This is a genomic window from Kosakonia sacchari SP1 (genome assembly GCF_000300455.3).
Taxonomy (GTDB): domain Bacteria; phylum Pseudomonadota; class Gammaproteobacteria; order Enterobacterales; family Enterobacteriaceae; genus Kosakonia; species Kosakonia sacchari.
Genome location: NZ_CP007215.2, coordinates 4,101,361 through 4,121,136, shown reverse-complemented (window position 1 = coordinate 4,121,136; position 19,776 = coordinate 4,101,361). Strand labels below are relative to the sequence as shown.

The 19,776-nt window shown below is 53.8% G+C and carries 17 protein-coding genes and 1 pseudogene; 14 read left to right on the top strand and 4 right to left on the bottom strand.

Annotation, left to right across the window (positions count from 1 at the left end; genetic code table 11):
* Positions 1 to 2: 2 nt before the first annotated feature.
* Positions 3 to 1,289: a threonine synthase gene (thrC, locus tag C813_RS42420; protein WP_017457864.1), complete on the top strand. Its 1,287-nt coding sequence runs from the start codon at positions 3 to 5 to the stop codon at positions 1,287 to 1,289.
* A 42-nt stretch (positions 1,290 to 1,331) separates the two neighbouring features.
* Here thrC and yaaA read toward each other — a convergent pair whose 3' ends face one another.
* Together yaaA and C813_RS42410 are read right to left on the bottom strand one after the other, a co-directional pair.
* A complete protein-coding gene (gene yaaA, locus C813_RS42415; RefSeq protein WP_017457865.1) occupies positions 1,332 to 2,105 on the bottom strand; it encodes a peroxide stress protein YaaA in 774 nt (257 codons plus the stop codon).
* Between the two features lie 80 nt (positions 2,106 to 2,185).
* The gene (locus tag C813_RS42410) at positions 2,186 to 3,616 is read right to left on the bottom strand and encodes an alanine/glycine:cation symporter family protein (protein WP_017457866.1); all 1,431 of its coding nucleotides are present in this window, start codon (positions 3,614 to 3,616) and stop codon (positions 2,186 to 2,188) included.
* 297 nt (positions 3,617 to 3,913) lie between these two features.
* Here C813_RS42410 and tal point away from each other — a divergent pair, with 297 nt between their 5' ends.
* From tal to C813_RS42395, 3 genes are all read left to right on the top strand, one after another.
* A complete protein-coding gene (gene tal, locus C813_RS42405; RefSeq protein WP_017457867.1) occupies positions 3,914 to 4,867 on the top strand; it encodes a transaldolase in 954 nt (317 codons plus the stop codon).
* A 107-nt stretch (positions 4,868 to 4,974) separates the two neighbouring features.
* Positions 4,975 to 5,562 (top strand): molybdopterin adenylyltransferase, encoded by a 588-nt coding sequence (gene mog / locus C813_RS42400; RefSeq protein ID WP_017457868.1) that lies wholly within the window; start codon positions 4,975 to 4,977, stop codon positions 5,560 to 5,562.
* 126 nt (positions 5,563 to 5,688) lie between these two features.
* Positions 5,689 to 6,996, top strand: coding sequence for an MFS transporter (locus C813_RS42395; RefSeq protein WP_017457869.1), 1,308 nt, complete (start codon positions 5,689 to 5,691; stop codon positions 6,994 to 6,996).
* Positions 6,997 to 7,045: 49 nt separating this feature from the next.
* Here the strand turns inward: C813_RS42395 and satP are convergent, their stop codons facing one another.
* The gene (gene satP, locus C813_RS42390; protein ID WP_017457870.1) at positions 7,046 to 7,612 is read right to left on the bottom strand and encodes an acetate uptake transporter; all 567 of its coding nucleotides are present in this window, start codon (positions 7,610 to 7,612) and stop codon (positions 7,046 to 7,048) included.
* A 295-nt stretch (positions 7,613 to 7,907) separates the two neighbouring features.
* Between satP and dnaK the strand changes: the two genes are divergently transcribed.
* From dnaK to nhaR, 4 genes are all read left to right on the top strand, one after another.
* A complete protein-coding gene (gene dnaK, locus C813_RS42385) occupies positions 7,908 to 9,821 on the top strand; it encodes a molecular chaperone DnaK (protein ID WP_017457871.1) in 1,914 nt (637 codons plus the stop codon).
* Positions 9,822 to 9,906: 85 nt separating this feature from the next.
* Entirely contained in the window at positions 9,907 to 11,052 is a 1,146-nt protein-coding gene (gene dnaJ, locus C813_RS42380) for a molecular chaperone DnaJ (protein WP_017457872.1), read from the top strand.
* A 164-nt stretch (positions 11,053 to 11,216) separates the two neighbouring features.
* A complete protein-coding gene (gene nhaA, locus C813_RS42375) occupies positions 11,217 to 12,380 on the top strand; it encodes a Na+/H+ antiporter NhaA (protein WP_017457873.1) in 1,164 nt (387 codons plus the stop codon).
* A 21-nt stretch (positions 12,381 to 12,401) separates the two neighbouring features.
* Positions 12,402 to 13,301: a transcriptional activator NhaR gene (gene nhaR, locus C813_RS42370; RefSeq protein WP_017457874.1), complete on the top strand. Its 900-nt coding sequence runs from the start codon at positions 12,402 to 12,404 to the stop codon at positions 13,299 to 13,301.
* A gap of 47 nt (positions 13,302 to 13,348) precedes the next feature.
* On the opposite strand, the gene rpsT is transcribed toward nhaR, so the two are convergent.
* A complete protein-coding gene (gene rpsT, locus C813_RS42365; RefSeq protein ID WP_003856458.1) occupies positions 13,349 to 13,612 on the bottom strand; it encodes a 30S ribosomal protein S20 in 264 nt (87 codons plus the stop codon).
* 89 nt (positions 13,613 to 13,701) lie between these two features.
* Here rpsT and C813_RS47575 point away from each other — a divergent pair.
* The 6 genes and pseudogenes from C813_RS47575 to ispH all read left to right on the top strand — a co-directional run bounded on the left by C813_RS47575 (position 13,702) and on the right by ispH (position 19,717).
* Positions 13,702 to 13,931 (top strand): annotated as a pseudogene (locus C813_RS47575) (DUF2575 domain-containing protein).
* Between the two features lie 7 nt (positions 13,932 to 13,938).
* Positions 13,939 to 14,880, top strand: a complete 942-nt coding sequence (gene ribF, locus C813_RS42360; protein ID WP_017457875.1) for a bifunctional riboflavin kinase/FAD synthetase — start codon at positions 13,939 to 13,941, stop codon at positions 14,878 to 14,880.
* A gap of 45 nt (positions 14,881 to 14,925) precedes the next feature.
* Complete coding sequence (gene ileS / locus C813_RS42355; RefSeq protein ID WP_017457876.1) at positions 14,926 to 17,742, top strand: isoleucine--tRNA ligase; 2,817 nt, start codon at positions 14,926 to 14,928, stop codon at positions 17,740 to 17,742.
* Complete coding sequence (gene lspA, locus C813_RS42350) at positions 17,742 to 18,242, top strand: signal peptidase II (RefSeq protein WP_017457877.1); 501 nt, start codon at positions 17,742 to 17,744, stop codon at positions 18,240 to 18,242. The genes ileS and lspA overlap by 1 nt, the downstream gene beginning before the upstream one ends.
* A gap of 73 nt (positions 18,243 to 18,315) precedes the next feature.
* On the top strand, positions 18,316 to 18,786 hold the full coding sequence (gene fkpB, locus C813_RS42345; RefSeq protein ID WP_017457878.1) for an FKBP-type peptidyl-prolyl cis-trans isomerase: 471 nt from the start codon (positions 18,316 to 18,318) through the stop codon (positions 18,784 to 18,786).
* The gene (ispH, locus tag C813_RS42340) at positions 18,767 to 19,717 is read left to right on the top strand and encodes a 4-hydroxy-3-methylbut-2-enyl diphosphate reductase (protein WP_017457879.1); all 951 of its coding nucleotides are present in this window, start codon (positions 18,767 to 18,769) and stop codon (positions 19,715 to 19,717) included. The genes fkpB and ispH overlap by 20 nt, the downstream gene beginning before the upstream one ends.
* Positions 19,718 to 19,776 lie beyond the last annotated feature (59 nt).

The window sequence follows — 19,776 nt, the reverse complement described above, 5'->3', positions numbered from 1 at the left end:
CAATGAAACTTTACAACTTAAAAGATCATAATGAACAGGTCAGCTTTGCGCAGGCCGTCACTCAGGGGCTGGGCAAAAATCAGGGGCTGTTCTTCCCGCACGATCTGCCGGAATTTAACCTGACCGAAGTCGATGAGATGCTGGAACAGGATTTCGTCACCCGCAGTGCGAAAATCCTTGCGGCGTTTATTGGCGATGAAATTCCTGAGGAGCAGATTAAAGCCCGCGTGCGTACCGCGTTTGCTTTCCCTGCGCCGGTAAAACCGGTGGAGAGCGACGTTGGCTGCCTGGAGCTTTTCCATGGGCCAACGCTGGCGTTTAAAGATTTTGGCGGGCGTTTTATGGCGCAGATGTTGAGTGCTATCAGCGGCGACAAGCCGGTGACCATTCTGACGGCGACGTCTGGCGATACGGGCGCTGCGGTGGCACATGCCTTCTACGGAATGAAGAACGTGCGTGTGGTGATCCTCTATCCGCAGGGTAAAATCAGCCCGTTGCAGGAAAAACTGTTCTGTACGCTGGGTGGCAATATCGAAACCGTCGCTATCGATGCGGATTTCGATGCCTGCCAGGCACTGGTAAAACAGGCATTCGATGATGAAGAGCTGAAAACGGCACTGGGCTTGAACTCGGCGAACTCGATCAACATCAGTCGCCTGCTGGCGCAGATTTGTTATTACTTTGAAGCGGTTGCACAACTACCGCAGGAAGCACGCAATCAACTGGTGGTTTCCGTGCCGAGCGGTAACTTCGGTGATCTGACCGCCGGTTTGCTGGCGAAATCACTGGGGCTGCCGATCAAGCGTTTTATCGCCGCCACCAATGCCAATGACACGGTACCGCGCTTCCTGAAAGAGGGGCAATGGCAACCTAAAGCGACGCAGGCGACATTGTCGAATGCGATGGATGTGAGCCAGCCGAATAACTGGCCGCGCGTTGAAGAGTTGTTCCGTCGTAAGATCTGGCGCTTGACCGAATTGGGTTATGCAGCGGTCGATGACGAGACTACGAAAGCCACGATCCGCGAGCTGAAAGGCAAGGGCTATATTTCTGAACCGCATGCTGCCATTGCTTACCGTGCGCTGCGCGATCAACTGCAACCGGGCGAGTACGGTCTGTTCCTCGGCACCGCGCATCCGGCGAAGTTTAAAGAGAGCGTCGAAGCGATCCTCGGTGAAACCTTGCCGCTGCCGAAAGAGCTGGCCGATCGCGCCGACTTACCACTGCTTTCGCATCAGTTGCCTGCGGATTTCTCCGCTCTGCGTCAGTTGATGATGAGCAAAGCGTAATGCCTTTGTTTCCCCTGCCAGCTGGCGGGGGAAACATAACGCTTACTGCTCGTGACGCTTAAACACCATTTCGTCATGCGCGGACGCTTCTTCATCAAAGAAATACCCTTCGCTATCAAACCCGGCTAACTGCTCCGGTTTCGTCAAACGCTGTTCAATGATGTAGCGGCTCATTAACCCGCGTGCTTTTTTTGCGTAGAAGCTGATGACCTTAAACTTGCCGTTTTTCTCATCAAGGAACACCGGCTTGATTACTCTGGCTTTCAGTTTCTGGGTTTTGACCGAGCGGAAATATTCGTCAGAGGCCAGATTGATAACAATATCGTCGCCCTGGGCGGCAATAGCGTCGTTGAGCTTGTGGGTAATGGTCTCGCCCCAGAATTGGTACAGATCCTTACCCCTGGCGTTCTCCAGCCGGATACCCATCTCCAGACGATACGGCTGCATCAGATCCAGCGGGCGCAGCACTCCGTATAACCCGGAAAGCATGCGCAGATGCTGTTGGGCAAAGTCGAAATCCGCCTCGCTGAAGGTTTCTGCCTGCAGACCGGTATAGACATCGCCTTTGAATGCCAGAATCGCCTGGCGCGCATTTTCCGGGGTGAAATCAGGCTGCCAGTCGTGAAAGCGGGTTGCGTTAAGATCGGCAAGTTTATCGCTGATGCCCATCAGCGCTTTGATTTGCGGCGCAGAGAGCTTGCGGGCGGTCTTAATTAATTGCTGGGCGTGATCCAGCAGTTCCGGCTGGGTAAAGCGCGTGGTCGCCAGCGGGCTTTGGTAATCGAGCGTTTTAGCAGGTGAAATCAAAATCAGCATACTCAGTCCTTGCTGTGCGAGAAATTTCCGCTGACTTTAGCAAAAAAACCAACAGACTTGATCGATAGTTGCGATTAGTGCTACGAACGGGGAATGTCATCCCAGCTACCCGCCGCCAGCTGGCGTTTGATCTCCGGGTAGCGCTTCGGATCAAAGACCGGCATGACGCCAAGTTTACGCTGGCGCTGGTAATCACGCGCCAGCAGTCTCACCACTGGTGAAAGCAGCAGGATTGCGGTCAGGTTGGTAATGGCCATCAGCGCCATCATCACATCGGCGATATGCCAGATTATTGGCAGGCTGAAAAACGAACCCATCAGCACCATCAGCAAAACAGCCGTGCGCAGTAACCAGATATTCCTTGCGCTATTACGGCGCAAAAAGATCAGGTTGTTTTCCGCGTAGGTGTAGTTCGCCACAATCGAGGTAAACGCAAACAGCGCTACGATGACGGCAACGAAACCCGCGCCCCAATTTCCTGTCAGCGACACCATCGCCTGCTGCATCAATTGTGTTCCGCCGATTGCGCCCGTAGCTGGCGCCGTTCCCGCGAGCAACAGAATAAACGCGCTGGCGGTACAGACCAGAAAGGTATCGGTCACGACGCCGATCATTTGCACAAAACCCTGGGCGACAGGATGTGGAGGCCATGAGGCGGCAGTGGCGGCGGCGTTGGGGGACGATCCCATCCCTGCTTCATTCGCGAGCATGCTACGTTGAAAACCGCTGGTAATGGCCTGGCTCAGGGTGTAAGCCATGGTTCCGGTTGCCGCTTCCTGCCAGCCAAAAGCGCTTTTAACAATGTTCACAAGAACCGCGGGCAGCAGATTGGCATGCCACAGGCTGACGCCAAAACTGACGACAATCCAGGCCAGCGCCATTACCGGCACCACCCACTGCATCAAGCGTGCAACGTTGTTAAGCCCTTTGAGCATGAACAGGAAAGCGCAGGTAGCAAGCACGCTCCCACTGATAAACCCGGGTACGTTCCATGCATAACGCACAGCCTGTGCCATCGCTGTTGATTGAATCGTGTTAAACACCAGGCCGTAGGTGAGCAGCAAGAAAATGGAGAACAGCACGCCCATCCAGCGCATGCCCAGCCCGCGTTCCATATACCAGGCGGGGCCGCCGCGCAGCTGCTGATTGGCGTCCCGCTCTTTGTATAATTGCGCCAGCGAACATTCGGCAAAGCTAATGACCATGCCGATGATAGCGGAAACCCACATCCAGAAAATCGCCCCCGGGCCGCCGGTGGTCAGGGCAAACGCCACGCCCGCCAGATTGCCGCTACCGAGCCTTGTCGCAAGACTCAGGCATAACGCCTGATACGACGAGAGCGCACCAGACTGTGCAACGCGGCTGCTTTTCAGACTTTGGCCAAAATCGCGAATGAAACGGAAGGGGACAAACCGGCTACGGAAAGCGAACCAGATACCTGCCGCCGCCAGCAGGTAGACCATCAATGAGCCCCAGAGTATTTCACTGATGAAGGAGAAAAATTCAGGCATTAACATTCCTCTTGTTGATGCCGGGGGTTGGCCTGGGACGTGGCTACAGACGTGTACGCATCACTTCGCAGGCAATTAATTGAGTGAGTTTACCATACAATTTTCAGAGCATTGTCTGCGGTTGCGCTGGCAAGGCGTCGTGTTATCATCATGGGCAGACCGGTTACATCCCCCTAACAAGTATACTCGTCATACTTCTCGTTCAGGTGCGCTGGCCGCGTTAATGCGCCAGGCGCAGCAACGCGTCGTCGATCTTAGCGTGGAGTATTAGGGTATCGTTTAAAGAGAAATATTATCATGACGGATAAATTGACCTCCCTGCGTCAGTACACCACAGTCGTGGCTGATACCGGAGATATCGCGGCAATGAAGCTGTACCAGCCGCAGGATGCAACAACTAACCCTTCTCTGATTCTTGGGGCTGCCCAAATCCCGGAATACCGCAAACTGATTGACGACGCCGTAACCTGGGCGCGCAGCCAGAGCAGCGATCGTGCGCAGCAGGTTGTTGACGCAACAGACCGCCTGGCAGTGAACATCGGTCTGGAAATCCTCAAACTGATCCCTGGCCGTATCTCCACTGAAGTGGATGCTCGTCTCTCTTACGACACTGACGCGTCCATCGCGAAAGCAAAACGCCTGATCAAAATGTACAACGATGCGGGTATCAGCAACGATCGTATCCTGATCAAACTGGCGTCCACCTGGCAGGGTATCCGCGCTGCGGAACAGCTGGAAAAAGAGGGTATCAACTGTAACCTGACGCTGCTGTTCTCCTTTGCTCAGGCACGTGCATGTGCTGAAGCTGGCGTGTTCCTGATCTCTCCGTTCGTTGGCCGTATTCTCGACTGGTACAAAGCCAATACCGACAAGAAAGAGTACGCACCGGCAGAAGATCCGGGCGTGGTTTCCGTCACGGAAATCTACCAGTACTACAAACAGCACGGCTATGAAACCGTGGTGATGGGCGCAAGCTTCCGTAACACTGGCGAAATCATTGAGCTGGCAGGTTGCGACCGTCTGACTATCGCTCCGGCACTGCTGAAAGAGCTGTCTGAAAGCGCGGGCACCATTGAACGTAAACTTGCTTACACCGGTGAAGTGAAAGCGCGTCCGGAGCGCATCACCGAAGCGGAATTCCTGTGGCAGCACAACCAGGATCCGATGGCGGTTGATAAACTGGCGGACGGTATCCGTAAGTTTGCCGTTGACCAGGAAAAACTGGAAAAAATGATCGGCGATCTGCTGTAATCATCAGGCGTGGCCGGGTTCCCGGTCACGCTTCTTCTCTCTGCTCTGTTTGCCTTTCCCCTCAGCGTGTATCATTTCGTTAAATTGTTTTTTTGTACGGAATGAATATGGACACACTACGCATTGGTTTAGTTTCGGTTTCCGATCGCGCCTCCAGCGGCGTTTATCAGGACAAAGGTTTGCCTGCACTGGAAGCGTGGCTGGCAAGTGCCCTGACTACCCCGTTTCAGATTGAAAACCGTCTGATCCCGGATGAGCAAAGTATCATTGAGCAAACCCTGTGCGAACTGGTCGATGAAATGAGTTGCCACCTGGTGCTGACTACTGGCGGAACCGGGCCTGCGCGCCGCGATGTGACGCCGGATGCGACGCTGGCGGTAGCCGATCGCGAAATGCCAGGATTTGGTGAGCAGATGCGGCAAATCAGCCTCAATTTTGTGCCAACGGCGATCCTTTCCCGTCAGGTTGGGGTGATCCGCAAGCAGGCACTGATCCTCAATTTGCCCGGTCAGCCGAAATCAATAAAAGAGACGCTAGAAGGACTAAAAGACGAAGACGGCGCAGTGAAAGTGCCGGGCATTTTTGCAAGTGTACCGTATTGTGTACAGTTACTGGACGGGCCATATGTCGAAACTGATCCACAAGTAGTAGCATCTTTTCGACCTAAAAGCGCAAGGCGCGAAATATTATCCTAAAAAATCGTCTTTTATGAGATAAACACTGCCGTCTATGGAGTGTTAATTTATTTACGGTATAGTAATTTTTAATTTACATAATCCGTAATAATTAAATTAACGCTCCCTCTTTACAAACGGTTCGCTATGTCAACTTATACACGCCCTCTGAACATACAAGACTATAAAACGCTGACGCTGGCCGCGCTGGGTGGCGCGCTGGAGTTCTACGATTTCATCATTTTCGTCTTCTTTGCTGCCGTCGTCGGTGAACTCTTTTTCCCTGCTGATATCCCGGAATGGCTGCGCCAGGTGCAGACCTTTGGCATTTTTGCTGCGGGTTATTTGGCTCGTCCGCTCGGCGGTATTGTGATGGCGCACTTCGGCGATTTGGTCGGGCGCAAAAAGATGTTTACGCTCAGTATCCTGCTAATGGCGTTGCCCACGCTGGCGATTGGTTTACTGCCAACCTATGCCTCAATGGGCATTGTTGCGCCGTTGCTGCTGCTGTTAATGCGCGTACTGCAAGGCGCGGCGATTGGTGGCGAAGTCCCTGGTGCCTGGGTTTTTGTCGCAGAACATGTCCCGGCTCGCCGCATTGGTATCGCTTGCGGGACGCTGACGGCGGGGCTGACGGTAGGCATTTTGCTTGGTTCGGTGGTCGCCACGCTGGTAAATACCAGCATGACGCAGCAGGCTATTCATGATGGCGGCTGGCGTATTCCGTTCCTGTTAGGCGGGGCGTTTGGTCTGGTAGCTATGTACTTGCGTCGTTGGTTGCAGGAAACGCCGATTTTTCTTGAGATGCAGCAGCGAAAAGCGCTGGCGCAGGAGTTGCCAGTTAAATCCGTGGTACTGAAACATAAAAAAGCGGTGGTGGTTTCGATGCTGCTGACCTGGCTGTTGTCCGCCGGGATTGTGGTGGTGATCCTGATGTCGCCGGTTTGGCTACAAAAACAGTATGGGTTCGCACCAGCGCTGACGCTGCAGGCGAACAGTATCGCCACCGTGATGCTCTGTTTTGGTTGCCTTGCGGCCGGGCTGCTGGTGGACAAATTTGGTGCCAGTCGTACCTTCATCGTTGGCAGCATTCTGCTGGCCTGTTCCAGTTGGTTTTTCTATCACCTGGTCGGTAGCCATCCTGAGCAACTGTTTATTTTGTATGGCATGGTGGGTTTGTGTGTTGGCGTGGTGGGCGCGGTGCCCTATGTCATGGTGCGTGCCTTCCCGGCAGAAGTGCGTTTCACCGGTATTTCATTCTCTTATAATGTCTCGTACGCTATTTTCGGCGGGCTGACGCCGATTGCCGTTACCATGCTAATGGGCGTTTCACCGATGGCTCCCGCATGGTACGTGCTGGCGCTATCGTTGCTTGGTCTGGGATTGGGGATTTTGCTGCGCCTGGATCTTTATCACCAGGATAACGTGGCTGAAAGCGCGGTACAGCAATCATAAAAAAACGGAGCCATTTGGCTCCGTTTCGTTTTATCCGTGTACGGTGGAATTAGTGCTTCTCGCCAATTGGCAGCACGGTGCGTTCGAACTGTTCGTTCAGCACTTCGCCCATCGCCAGATAGATTGCGCTGGCACCACATACCAGACCGATCCAGCCTGCAATGTGAACAATGCCTTCGTTATCGGCCAGGTGGCCAATTGCCAGCAGTGCGAACAGCACCGTCAGGCTCAGGAAGACGAATTGCAGCGCGCGTGCGCCTTTCAGGGTGCCGAAGAACATAAACAGTGTGAATACGCCCCAGATGCCTAAATAAACGCCCAGGAAGTGGCCGTTTGTTGCATCTGCCAGCCCCATTTTCGGGAACAGCAGAATCGCCACCAGCGTCAACCAGAAAGAGCCGTAGGAGGTGAACGCGGTCAAACCGAAGGTGTTGCCTTTTTTATACTCAAGCAGGCCAGCAAAAATTTGTGCGATACCACCATAGAAAATGCCCATCGCCAGGATAATGACATCCATCGGGAACATACCAATATTGTGCAGGTTAAGCAGAATAGTGGTCATGCCGAAGCCCATTAAGCCCAGCGGAGCCGGATTAGCCAACTTAGTGTTGCCCATAATTCCTCAAAATAAATCAATATGAAAAGGGAAAATGAAAGCCCCGCGTCAGTATTGAGGAGGCGGGGCGCGGCATCATAAATAGCGCCATTGAACCTGTCTATGATCTGAACAGGTGTAAATTAAAAAATTTTTTACCGCTCCCCCTTGATGCGCGAGCTTGCGACCCCATCTTGTAGTCAACCGCAGTGTGTGAGCCTGAAAAAAAACAATACAGGGTAGTTGAAACCGCACGTTTCGCCCTTATTACAGGTTCACAACCACATGATGACGAATTTTTAGTGGAGACGTTTAGATGGGTAAAATTATTGGTATCGACCTTGGGACAACCAACTCTTGTGTAGCCATTATGGATGGCGCTCAGGCTCGTGTGCTGGAGAACGCCGAAGGCGATCGCACCACGCCTTCTATTATCGCTTATACACAGGATGGCGAAACTCTGGTAGGTCAGCCGGCTAAACGTCAGGCAGTGACGAACCCGCAAAACACCTTGTTTGCGATCAAACGCCTGATTGGCCGTCGCTTCCAGGACGAGGAAGTCCAGCGTGACGAATCTATCATGCCGTACAAAATCATCGCAGCCGACAATGGCGATGCGTGGATTGATGTAAAAGGCACCAAAATGGCGCCGCCGCAGATTTCTGCGGAAGTGCTGAAAAAAATGAAGAAAACTGCTGAAGATTACCTGGGTGAACCAGTAACTGAAGCTGTTATCACCGTTCCGGCTTACTTTAACGATGCGCAGCGTCAGGCAACCAAAGATGCTGGCCGTATCGCAGGCCTGGAAGTTAAACGTATTATCAACGAACCAACAGCGGCAGCGCTGGCGTACGGTTTGGATAAAGAAACCGGCAACCGTACTATCGCGGTATATGACCTGGGTGGCGGTACTTTCGATATTTCTATCATCGAAATCGATGAAGTTGATGGCGAAAAAACCTTCGAAGTTCTGGCAACCAACGGTGATACCCACCTGGGTGGTGAAGACTTTGACAGCCGTCTGATCAACTACCTGGTAGAAGAGTTCAAGAAAGATCAGGGTATCGATCTGCGTAACGATCCGCTGGCAATGCAGCGTCTGAAAGAAGCGGCAGAAAAAGCGAAAATTGAGCTCTCTTCCGCGCAGCAGACCGACGTGAACCTGCCGTACATCACTGCAGATGCGACCGGTCCGAAACACATGAACATCAAAGTGACTCGCGCGAAACTGGAAAGCCTGGTTGAAGATCTGGTTAACCGTTCCATCGAGCCGCTGAAAGTTGCGCTGCAGGATGCTGGCCTGTCCGTATCTGACATCAACGACGTGATCCTGGTCGGTGGCCAGACGCGTATGCCGATGGTGCAGAAAAAAGTGGCTGAGTTCTTCGGTAAAGAGCCGCGTAAAGACGTTAACCCGGACGAAGCCGTTGCTATCGGTGCTGCGGTGCAGGGTGGTGTTCTGACTGGTGAAGTGAAAGACGTTCTGCTGCTGGACGTTACCCCGCTGTCGCTGGGTATCGAAACCATGGGCGGCGTAATGACGGCGCTGATCAACAAAAACACCACGATCCCGACCAAGCACAGCCAGGTGTTCTCTACTGCGGAAGACAACCAGTCTGCGGTAACCATCCATGTGCTGCAGGGTGAGCGTAAACGCGCATCCGATAACAAATCGCTGGGCCAGTTCAACCTTGATGGTATCAACCCGGCACCGCGCGGCATGCCGCAGATCGAAGTGACCTTCGATATCGATGCTGACGGTATCCTGCATGTTTCTGCGAAAGACAAAAACAGCGGTAAAGAGCAGAAGATCACCATTAAGGCTTCTTCTGGTCTGAACGAGGACGAAATCCAGAAAATGGTACGCGATGCTGAAGCAAACGCTGAAGCTGACCGTAAATTTGAAGAACTGGTGCAGACCCGTAACCAGGCCGATCATCTGCTGCACAGCACCCGTAAGCAGGTTGAAGAAGCCGGTGACAAACTGCCAGCTGAAGACAAAACTGCTATTGACGCTGCGCTGAGCGAGCTGGAAACTGCGCTGAAAGGCGAAGACAAAGCGGATATCGAAGCGAAAATGCAGGCGCTGGCGCAGGCTTCCCAGAAACTGCTGGAAATCGCACAGCAACAGCACGCGCAGCAGCAGGCGGGCGCTGATGCTTCCGCGAACAACGCGAAAGACGACGATGTTGTTGACGCCGAGTTTGAAGAAGTAAAAGACAAAAAATAATCGCCCTGATGCAGGGTAGATAACCAGCACGGGCGTCGGGGTTTTCTCCACGCCCGTGCTCGTATGTTAAGGGGCAGATAAACCGATGGCGAAGCAAGATTATTACGAGATTTTAGGCGTTCCGAAAACAGCGGAAGAGCGTGAAATCAAAAAGGCGTACAAACGCCTGGCCATGAAATATCACCCGGACCGCAATCAGGGCGATAAAGAGGCCGAAGCCAAATTCAAAGAAATTAAAGAAGCCTACGAAGTCCTGACCGATGCCCAAAAACGTGCGGCTTACGATCAGTACGGTCATGCGGCGTTTGAACAAGGTGGCATGGGCGGTGGTGGGTTCGGCGGCGGCGGTTTTGGCGGCGGCGCGGACTTCAGCGATATTTTCGGCGACGTGTTTGGTGATATCTTCGGCGGTGGCCGTGGTCGTCAGCGCGCGGCGCGCGGCGCGGATTTGCGCTACAACATGGATTTGACGCTGGAGGAAGCGGTTCGTGGCGTCACGAAAGAGATCCGCATTCCTACGCTTGAAGAGTGCGACGTGTGCCACGGCAGCGGCGCAAAAGCGGGTACGCAGCCACAGACCTGTCCGACCTGTCACGGTTCCGGCCAGGTGCAGATGCGCCAGGGCTTTTTTGCTGTGCAGCAGACCTGTCCGCACTGTCAGGGCCGGGGTACGCTGATTAAAGATCCGTGCAACAAATGTCACGGTCATGGTCGCGTTGAAAAATCCAAAACCTTGTCCGTTAAAATCCCGGCAGGCGTGGATACCGGCGATCGCATCCGTTTGAGCGGTGAAGGCGAAGCGGGCGAGCACGGCGCTCCGGCTGGTGACCTGTACGTTCAGGTACAGGTAAAACAGCACCCGATCTTTGAACGTGAAGGTAATAACCTGTACTGCGAAGTGCCGATCAATTTTGCCATGGCGGCGCTGGGCGGTGAAATCGAAGTGCCGACGCTGGATGGTCGCGTGAAGCTGAAAGTACCGACCGAAACCCAGACGGGCAAACTGTTCCGTATGCGCGGCAAAGGGGTGAAATCCGTTCGTGGCGGCGCGCAGGGCGATTTGCTGTGTCGCGTGGTAGTCGAAACGCCGGTCGGCCTGAACGACAAGCAGAAACAGCTACTGAAAGATTTGCAGGATAGCTTTGGCGGCCCGACAGGCGAAAATAACAGCCCACGTTCCAAAAGCTTCTTCGACGGCGTGAAGAAATTCTTTGACGATTTAACCCGTTAATCCTTCTTCATGATGCGTTATCAGGCCCGGCTTTTGCCGGGCTTTTTTATCCGCTTTTCCATTGCTCGGAAAAAGAGAGTTTATCAGCAATAATAATCTGGTTTTGTCGAGGATTAGAGCGGAGTAAGATAGCCGCCACGACGTTACAGGGATCGGAGAACAAGATGAAATTATTGCAACGCTTCTTTAGCAGCGATGCCTCGGGTGGCATTGTGCTGATCATTGCGGCGGCGCTGGCGATGCTGTGCGCCAACCTCGGCGCTACGCAGGATTTATACAGCTCTTTTCTGCAAACGCCCGTTGAGCTAAAAGTCGGCTCGCTGGAGATCAAAAAAGATATGCTGTTATGGATCAACGATGCGTTGATGGCAGTCTTTTTCTTAATGGTCGGTCTGGAAGTGAAATATGAACTGGTTCAGGGCACACTCGCCAGCCGCCAGCAGGCCGTCTTTCCGGTTATCGCGGCGCTTGGCGGCATGGTCGCACCGGCGCTGATCTTTTTGCTCTTTAATCACGATAATCCGCTGGCAAGCCACGGTTGGGCCATTCCCACCGCTACCGATATCGCCTTCGCTCTCGGGGTGCTGGCCTTGTTGGGCAACCGGGTTCCGCCCGTGTTGAAAGTGTTTTTGATGGCGCTGGCGATCATTGATGATCTGGGCGCGATTATAATTATCGCGTTGTTCTATACCAGCGACCTCTCAACACTGGCGCTGGGCGTAGCCGCCGGCGCGATTGTTGTCCTTGCTATCATGAATGCGTTGAACATTCGACGCATTGGTCTTTACATGTTGGTCGGCGTTGTCTTGTGGACAGCGGTGCTGAAATCCGGGGTGCATGCGACGCTCGCGGGTGTGGTGGTCGGTTTCTTTGTCCCACTACGTGAAGAAAAGGGCGTCTCACCGTTACATCAATTGGTGGACGCGATTAACCCGTGGGTTGGCTGGCTGATTCTGCCGTTGTTCGCATTCGCGAACGCGGGCGTTTCATTACATGGAATGTCGTTGTCCGGGCTGGGAGATATTTTGCCATTGGGTATTATCGCCGGTTTGGTTATCGGCAAGCCGCTTGGGATCTCGCTGTTTTGCTGGCTGGCGCTGCGTTTGAAACTGGCGAGGTTGCCTCAGGGCGCGGTGTTCAAACAAATTATGGCGGTCGGCGTACTGTGCGGTATCGGCTTTACCATGTCGATATTTATCTCCTCGCTGGCCTTTGGCGACGCGCATGCGGAGATGGTTGCCTGGAGCAAGCTTGGGATCCTGACGGGTTCAGTCCTCTCTGCGGTAACGGGTTATTGTCTGCTGCGTACACGCATTATCCGTACCTGACGGTGAGCAGGACAAAGGACAATGTCATACATCAATTACAACCACCTCTATTACTTCTGGCATGTCTATCGGGAAGGCTCCGTCGTTGGCGCGGCGGAGGCACTCTTCCTGACGCCGCAAACCATCACCGGGCAGATCAAAGCGCTCGAAGATCGTTTACAGGGCAAGCTTTTCAAGCGTAAAGGAAGAGGGCTGGAACCCACCGAGCTGGGCGCGCTGGTTTTCCGTTACGCTGACAAAATGTTTACCCTGAGTCAGGAGATGCTCGACATCATTAACTACCGCAAAGAGTCGAACCTGCTGTTTGATGTCGGCGTCGCTGATGCGCTCTCAAAAAGGCTGGTAAGCGGTATTCTTGATGCGGTTGTGCAGGAAGGGGAGCAGATTCACTTGCGCTGCTTTGAATCCACCCATGAACTGCTGCTGGAACAGTTGAGCCAGCATCAGCTTGATATGATTATCTCCGATTGCCCTATCGATTCCACGCAGCAGGAAGGGCTGTTTTCGGTAAAAATTGGCGAGTGCAGCGTCAGCTTCTGGTGCAGCGATTCGTCGCTCAAGAAACCGTTTCCGGCTTGCCTGGAAGAAAGACGATTGTTAATACCTGGTCGACGCTCAATGCTTGGTCGTAAGCTGCTGAACTGGTTTAACGCCCAGGGATTGCAGGTGGAAATATTGGGTGAGTTTGATGATGCGGCGCTGATGAAAGCCTTTGGCGCGGCACATAACGCTATTTTTGTTGCACCGACGTTATATGCGGATGACTTCTATGCGGACGATCGCATGGTAGAAATTGGACGAGTGGAAAACGTGATGGAGGAGTACCACGCCATTTTCGCAGAACGGATGATCCAGCATCCGGCGGTACAGCGCATCTGCAATCGAGATTACGCCGCGCTTTTTACGCCAGTGCAGAAATAAAAAAACCCGCCGAAGCGGGTTTTTTCACAAAGCCAACAACGTAGCGATTAAGCCAGTTTGTTGATCTGCGCGGTCAGGTTAGCCTTATGGCGCGCTGCTTTGTTTTTGTGGATCAGACCCTTAGCGGCCTGACGATCCACGATCGGTTGCATTTCGTTAAATGCATTCTGCGCAGCGGCTTTGTCGCCAGCTTCAATTGCTGCGTATACTTTCTTGATGAAAGTACGCATCATTGAACGGCGGCTAGCGTTGTGCTTGCGAGCCTTTTCAGACTGAACGGCGCGCTTCTTAGCTGATTTGATATTAGCCAAGGTCCAACTCCCAAATATGATCTATATGGACAATTCAAAGGCCGGGGAATATGCCCTTTTCGCCTTCTTTTGTCAATGGATTTGTGCAAATAAGCGCCGTTAAAGTACAACGCTCGTTACGTATTGATGGCGCAGGATTCTATCAGCTTGCGTGTCGCGAATACAGCTTTTCCGCCAGAAAAATCGTTATCTAAGGCAGATTTTCATGGCATAGGTAGACAGCCCGATGAAATCCTTCCCCTTTCTGCGTTGTTAAGGCAATCGTCGGTTAACGTCGCCCGCTGTACAAGGTATAATCCGACGATTTTCACTGTTTTGAGCCAGACATGAAGCTGATACGCGGCATACATAATCTCAGCCAGGCACCGCATGGGTGTGTGCTGACTATTGGTAATTTCGATGGTGTGCATCGTGGCCATCAGGCGCTATTACAAGGGCTTGGCGCCGAAGGGCGCGCCCGTGGCCTGCCGGTGGTCGTGATGATTTTTGAGCCGCAGCCGCTGGAATTGTTCGCCGGGGAAAAAGCCCCTGCGCGGCTGACCCGCCTGCGTGAAAAGCTGCGCCTGCTGGCCGATTGCGGCGTGGACTACGTGCTCTGTGTGCGCTTCGATCGCCGTTTTGCGGCGCTCACCGCACAAACGTTTGTCAGCGATTTGTTGGTTGAACGCCTTGGTGTGAAATTCCTCGCAGTCGGCGACGATTTCCGTTTTGGCGCTGGTCGCCAGGGGGATTTCTTGTTATTACAGAAGGCCGGTGAAAAGTACGGTTTCAGCGTCACCAGCACGCAAACCTTCTGCCAGGGCGGCGTGCGCGTTAGCAGCACGGCAGTGCGGCAGGCGCTGGCGGAAGATAACCTGGAACTGGCTGCAAATTTACTGGGTCACCCCTTTACCATTTCCGGGCGCGTTGTGCACGGTGATGAACTGGGGCGCACCATTGGTTTCCCGACGGCGAATTTACCGCTGCGCCGTCAGGTCTCCCCGGTAAAAGGGGTGTATGCGGTCGAAGTGGCTGGACTGGGCGATACTGTCCTTCCCGGCGTTGCCAATATTGGCACTCGCCCAACAGTCGCGGGTGTGCGCCAGCAGCTGGAAGTGCATTTGCTTGACGTTGTAATGGACCTCTACGGGCGCCATATAGATGTAATACTGCGTAAAAAATTACGCAACGAACAGCGATTTGCCTCGCTTGACGAACTGAAAGCGCAAATCGCCCGAGATGAGGTAGCGGCCCGCGACTTTTTTGGGCTATCTAAACCGGCTTGTTAAGGCCTGGTGGTATTAATCAAACCGAAATACGGAACCGAGAATCTGATGAGTGACTATAAATCTACCCTGAATTTGCCGGAAACAGGGTTCCCGATGCGCGGCGATCTCGCCAAGCGCGAACCGGGAATGCTGGCGCGTTGGACTGATGATGACCTGTACGGCATCATCCGTGCGGCGAAAAAAGGCAAAAAAACCTTCATTCTGCATGATGGCCCTCCATATGCGAATGGCAGCATTCATATTGGTCACTCGGTTAACAAAATTCTCAAAGACATTATTGTGAAGTCCAAAGGACTCGCAGGATTTGACTCGCCTTATGTTCCGGGGTGGGATTGTCACGGTCTGCCGATCGAACTGAAAGTAGAGCAGGAATACGGCAAACCGGGTGAGAAATTTACCGCCGCCGAATTCCGCGCTAAATGCCGCGAGTACGCTGCCACGCAGGTTGATGGTCAGCGTAAAGACTTTATCCGCCTCGGCGTATTGGGCGACTGGTCGCATCCTTACCTGACCATGGATTTCAAAACCGAAGCCAATATCATTCGCGCGCTCGGTAAAATCATCGGCAACGGCCATTTGCTGAAAGGTGCCAAACCGGTGCACTGGTGCGTCGACTGCCGTTCCGCACTCGCGGAAGCGGAAGTGGAGTACTACGACAAAACTTCCCCGTCTATTGATGTTGCGTTCCAGGCGGTCGATCAGGACGCAGTGAAAACGAAGTTTGGTGCCTCTACCGTTAATGGCCCAATCTCGCTGGTTATCTGGACCACCACGCCATGGACGCTGCCTGCGAACCGCGCAATTTCTCTTTCTCCGGAATTTGACTATGCGCTGGTGCAGATTGACGGTCAGGCGCTGATCCTGGCGAAAGATCTGGTCGATAGCGTGATGAAACGCATCGGCGTTGCTGATTATTCGGTGGTGGGTACGGTAAAAGGTTCCGAACTGGAACTGATGCGCTTTAAGCACCCGTTCCTCGACTTCGATGTTCCGGCGATCCTCGGCGATCACGTTACGCTGGAAGCCGGTACCGGCGCGGTGCATACCGCGGGTGGTCACGGCCCGGATGACTACACCATTAGCCTGAAATACGGTCTGGAGATCGCAAACCCGGTTGGCCCGGACGGCACATATTTGCCGGGGACGTACCCGACGCTCGATGGCGTTAACGTCTTTAAAGCGAACGATCTCATCGTGGCACTGCTGACAGAAAAAGGCGCGCTGCTGCACGTGGAAAAAATGCAGCATAGCTACCCGTGCTGCTGGCGTCACAAGTCGCCGATCATCTTCCGTGCGACGCCACAGTGGTTCGTCAGCATGGATCAGAAAGGGCTGCGCGCGCAGTCGCTGAGTGAAATCAAAGGGGTGCAGTGGATCCCGGACTGGGGCCAGGCGCGTATCGAATCGATGGTTGCTAACCGTCCGGACTGGTGTATTTCCCGTCAGCGCACATGGGGTGTGCCGATGTCGCTGTTCGTACGCAAAGACACCGAAGAGCTGCACCCGCGCACGCTGGAACTGATTGAAGCCGTAGCCAAACGCGTTGAAGTTGACGGTATTCAGGCATGGTGGGATCTCGACCCGCGCGACATCATGGGTGACGATGCCGACAACTATGTGAAAGTGCCGGATACGCTGGACGTCTGGTTTGACTCCGGTTCAACCCACGCCTCTGTTGTCGATGTGCGCCCGGAATTTGCCGGTCATGCAGCCGATATGTATCTGGAAGGTTCGGATCAGCATCGCGGCTGGTTTATGTCCTCGCTGATGATCTCCACGGCGATGAAAGGCAAAGCACCGTACCGCCAGGTATTAACTCACGGCTTCACCGTTGATGGTCAGGGACGCAAAATGTCCAAATCCATCGGCAATACCGTTTCACCGCAGGAAGTGATGAACAAACTCGGCGCGGATATTCTGCGTCTGTGGGTTGCATCTACCGACTACACCGGTGAGATGGCGGTTTCCGATGAGATCCTGAAACGTGCTGCCGACAGCTATCGCCGTATCCGTAACACCGCGCGCTTCCTGCTGGCGAACCTGAACGGTTTCGATCCGGTAAAAGACATGGTGAAACCGGAAGAGATGGTGGTGCTGGATCGCTGGGCTGTCGGCTGCGCGAAAGCAGCACAAGAAGACATTGTTAAAGCCTACGAATCCTATGACTTCCATGAAGTGGTACAGCGTCTGATGCGCTTCTGCTCGATCGAAATGGGATCGTTCTATCTCGACATCATCAAAGACCGCCAGTACACCGCGAAAGCGGACAGCGTGGCGCGCCGTAGCTGCCAGACCGCGCTGTATCACATCTGTGAAGCCCTGGTGCGCTGGATGGCACCGATCATGTCCTTCACCGCCGACGAGATCTGGGGTTATCTGCCAGGTTCCCGCGAGAAATATGTATTCACCGGAGAGTGGTATGAAGGCTTGTTTGGCCTGGCTGACAGCGAAGCGATGAACGATGCTTTCTGGGACGAGCTGCTGAAAGTGCGTGGCGAAGTGAACAAAGTTATCGAGCAGGCGCGCGCCGACAAGAAAGTCGGTGGTTCGCTGGAAGCTGCGGTGACGCTGTTTGCCGAGCCGGAACTGGCCGCGAAGCTGACGGCGCTGGGCACGGAATTACGATTTGTCCTGTTGACCTCCGGCGCGAAAGTTGCGGATTATGCCAGCGCTTCTGCGGATGCACAGCAGAGCGAGCTGCTCAAAGGGCTGAAAGTCGCATTGAGCAAAGCCGAAGGTGAGAAATGCCCGCGCTGCTGGCATTACACCACCGATGTCGGTCAGGTGGCGGAACACGCAGATATTTGCGGACGCTGTGTAAGCAACGTCGCCGGTGACGGCGAAAAACGTAAGTTTGCCTGATGAGTAAATCGATCTCTTCAACAGGGCTGCGCTGGCTGTGGCTGGTGGTAGTCGTGCTGATTATCGATCTGGGCAGCAAATACCTGATCCTCCAGAACTTTGCTCTGGGGGATACGGTGTCGCTGTTCCCGTCGCTTAATTTGCACTACGCGCGCAACTATGGCGCGGCATTCAGTTTTCTGGCGGACAGCGGCGGCTGGCAGCGCTGGTTCTTCGCGGGTATCGCTATCGGTATCTGCGTGGTGCTGACGGTGCTGATGTATCGCGCTAAGGCCTCGCAAAAACTGAACAATATCGCTTATGCGCTGATCATTGGCGGCGCGCTGGGTAATTTGTTTGATCGTCTGTGGCATGGTTTTGTCGTCGATATGATCGATTTTTATATGGGTGACTGGCATTTTGCTACCTTTAACCTTGCCGATACTGCAATTTGTATTGGCGCGGCGCTGATTGTGCTGGAAGGTTTCCTTCCCTCAACGGCCGCGAAGAAAGAAGCATAAGCCAACCGCTTTGTAGGCCCGGTAAGCTAAGGCTGCCGGGCAATACAACACGAAAACATAAAGAGCAACCTGCATGTCTAAATCCGTACAGAGCGATAGCGCGGTGCTGGTGCACTTCACGCTTAAGCTCGAAGATGGCTCTCTTGCCGAGTCAACCCGCAACAATGGCAAACCGGCGCTGTTTCGCCTTGGCGACGGTTCACTCTCCGAAGGACTGGAACAACATCTGCTTGGCCTGAAAGCCGGGGAGAAAAAAGTCTTTTCTCTGGAGCCAGACGCCGCATTCGGCACGCCGAGCCCGGATCTGATTCAGTACTTCTCGCGTCGCGAATTTATGGACGCCGGTGAGCCGGAAGTCGGTGCGATTATGCTCTTTACCGCAATGGACGGCAGCGAAATGCCGGGTGTGATCCGTGAAGTTAACGGCGATTCGATTACCGTTGATTTTAACCATCCGCTGGCGGGCAGAACGGTTCATTTTGATATCGACGTGCTGGAAGTTGATCCGGTACTGGAGGAGACAAATGCAGATCCTGTTGGCTAACCCGCGCGGTTTTTGCGCCGGCGTTGACCGCGCTATCAGCATTGTTGAAAACGCGCTGGCTCTCTACGGCGCGCCGATTTATGTGCGCCATGAAGTGGTGCATAACCGCTATGTTGTCGATAGCCTGCGCGAACGGGGCGCAATCTTTATTGAGCAAATCAGCGAAGTGCCAGATGGCGCGATCCTGATTTTCTCCGCCCACGGCGTCTCTCAGGCGGTGCGTAACGAAGCGAAAAGCCGCGATTTGACCGTTTTTGACGCCACCTGCCCGCTGGTTACCAAAGTGCATATGGAAGTGGCGCGCGCCAGTCGTCGTGGTGAAGAAGCGATTCTTATCGGTCACGCTGGTCACCCAGAAGTGGAAGGCACCATGGGCCAGTACAGCAACCCGAAAGGGGGCATGTACCTGGTTGAATCGCCGGAAGATGTCGATACGCTGAATATCAAAGACGCAGGCAAACTATCGTTTATGACGCAAACTACGCTCTCTGTGGACGATACGTCAGATGTGATTGACGCGCTGCGTGCGCGTTTCCCGCAGATTGTCGGCCCGCGCAAAGACGATATTTGCTATGCCACCACCAACCGCCAGGAAGCGGTGCGCGCGCTGGCGGAACAGGCGGAAGTGGTGCTGGTGGTCGGTTCGAAAAACTCCTCTAACTCTAACCGCCTGGCCGAACTGGCACAGCGGATGGGGAAAGCGGCGTATCTCATCGACGACGCTTCTGATATTCAGGAAGCATGGGTAGACGGCATTAACTGCGTGGGCGTCACCGCCGGGGCTTCCGCGCCGGATATCCTGGTGCAAAATGTTATTGTCCGCTTGCAGGAATTGGGTGGCGGCGAAGCGATCCCGCTGGAAGGGCGCGAAGAGAATATTGTCTTCGAAGTGCCGAAAGAGCTGCGGGTAGATGTTCGCGAAGTCGAATAACATTTTTACGCGAAGCTTTATGCGAAGATGCCAGACTGAGTCTGGCATTTTTTATGGAT

Excerpts from the sequence above, each read along its gene's own strand:
- thrC (WP_017457864.1), top strand. The coding sequence starts at position 3 with ATGAAACTTTACAACTTAAAAGATCATAATGAACAGGTCAGCTTTGCG.
- yaaA (WP_017457865.1), bottom strand. The coding sequence starts at position 2,105 with ATGCTGATTTTGATTTCACCTGCTAAAACGCTCGATTACCAAAGCCCG.
- C813_RS42410 (WP_017457866.1), bottom strand. The coding sequence starts at position 3,616 with ATGCCTGAATTTTTCTCCTTCATCAGTGAAATACTCTGGGGCTCATTG.
- tal (WP_017457867.1), top strand. The coding sequence starts at position 3,914 with ATGACGGATAAATTGACCTCCCTGCGTCAGTACACCACAGTCGTGGCT.
- mog (WP_017457868.1), top strand. The coding sequence starts at position 4,975 with ATGGACACACTACGCATTGGTTTAGTTTCGGTTTCCGATCGCGCCTCC.
- C813_RS42395 (WP_017457869.1), top strand. The coding sequence starts at position 5,689 with ATGTCAACTTATACACGCCCTCTGAACATACAAGACTATAAAACGCTG.
- satP (WP_017457870.1), bottom strand. The coding sequence starts at position 7,612 with ATGGGCAACACTAAGTTGGCTAATCCGGCTCCGCTGGGCTTAATGGGC.
- dnaK (WP_017457871.1), top strand. The coding sequence starts at position 7,908 with ATGGGTAAAATTATTGGTATCGACCTTGGGACAACCAACTCTTGTGTA.
- dnaJ (WP_017457872.1), top strand. The coding sequence starts at position 9,907 with ATGGCGAAGCAAGATTATTACGAGATTTTAGGCGTTCCGAAAACAGCG.
- nhaA (WP_017457873.1), top strand. The coding sequence starts at position 11,217 with ATGAAATTATTGCAACGCTTCTTTAGCAGCGATGCCTCGGGTGGCATT.
- nhaR (WP_017457874.1), top strand. The coding sequence starts at position 12,402 with ATGTCATACATCAATTACAACCACCTCTATTACTTCTGGCATGTCTAT.
- ribF (WP_017457875.1), top strand. The coding sequence starts at position 13,939 with ATGAAGCTGATACGCGGCATACATAATCTCAGCCAGGCACCGCATGGG.
- ileS (WP_017457876.1), top strand. The coding sequence starts at position 14,926 with ATGAGTGACTATAAATCTACCCTGAATTTGCCGGAAACAGGGTTCCCG.
- lspA (WP_017457877.1), top strand. The coding sequence starts at position 17,742 with ATGAGTAAATCGATCTCTTCAACAGGGCTGCGCTGGCTGTGGCTGGTG.
- fkpB (WP_017457878.1), top strand. The coding sequence starts at position 18,316 with ATGTCTAAATCCGTACAGAGCGATAGCGCGGTGCTGGTGCACTTCACG.
- ispH (WP_017457879.1), top strand. The coding sequence starts at position 18,767 with ATGCAGATCCTGTTGGCTAACCCGCGCGGTTTTTGCGCCGGCGTTGAC.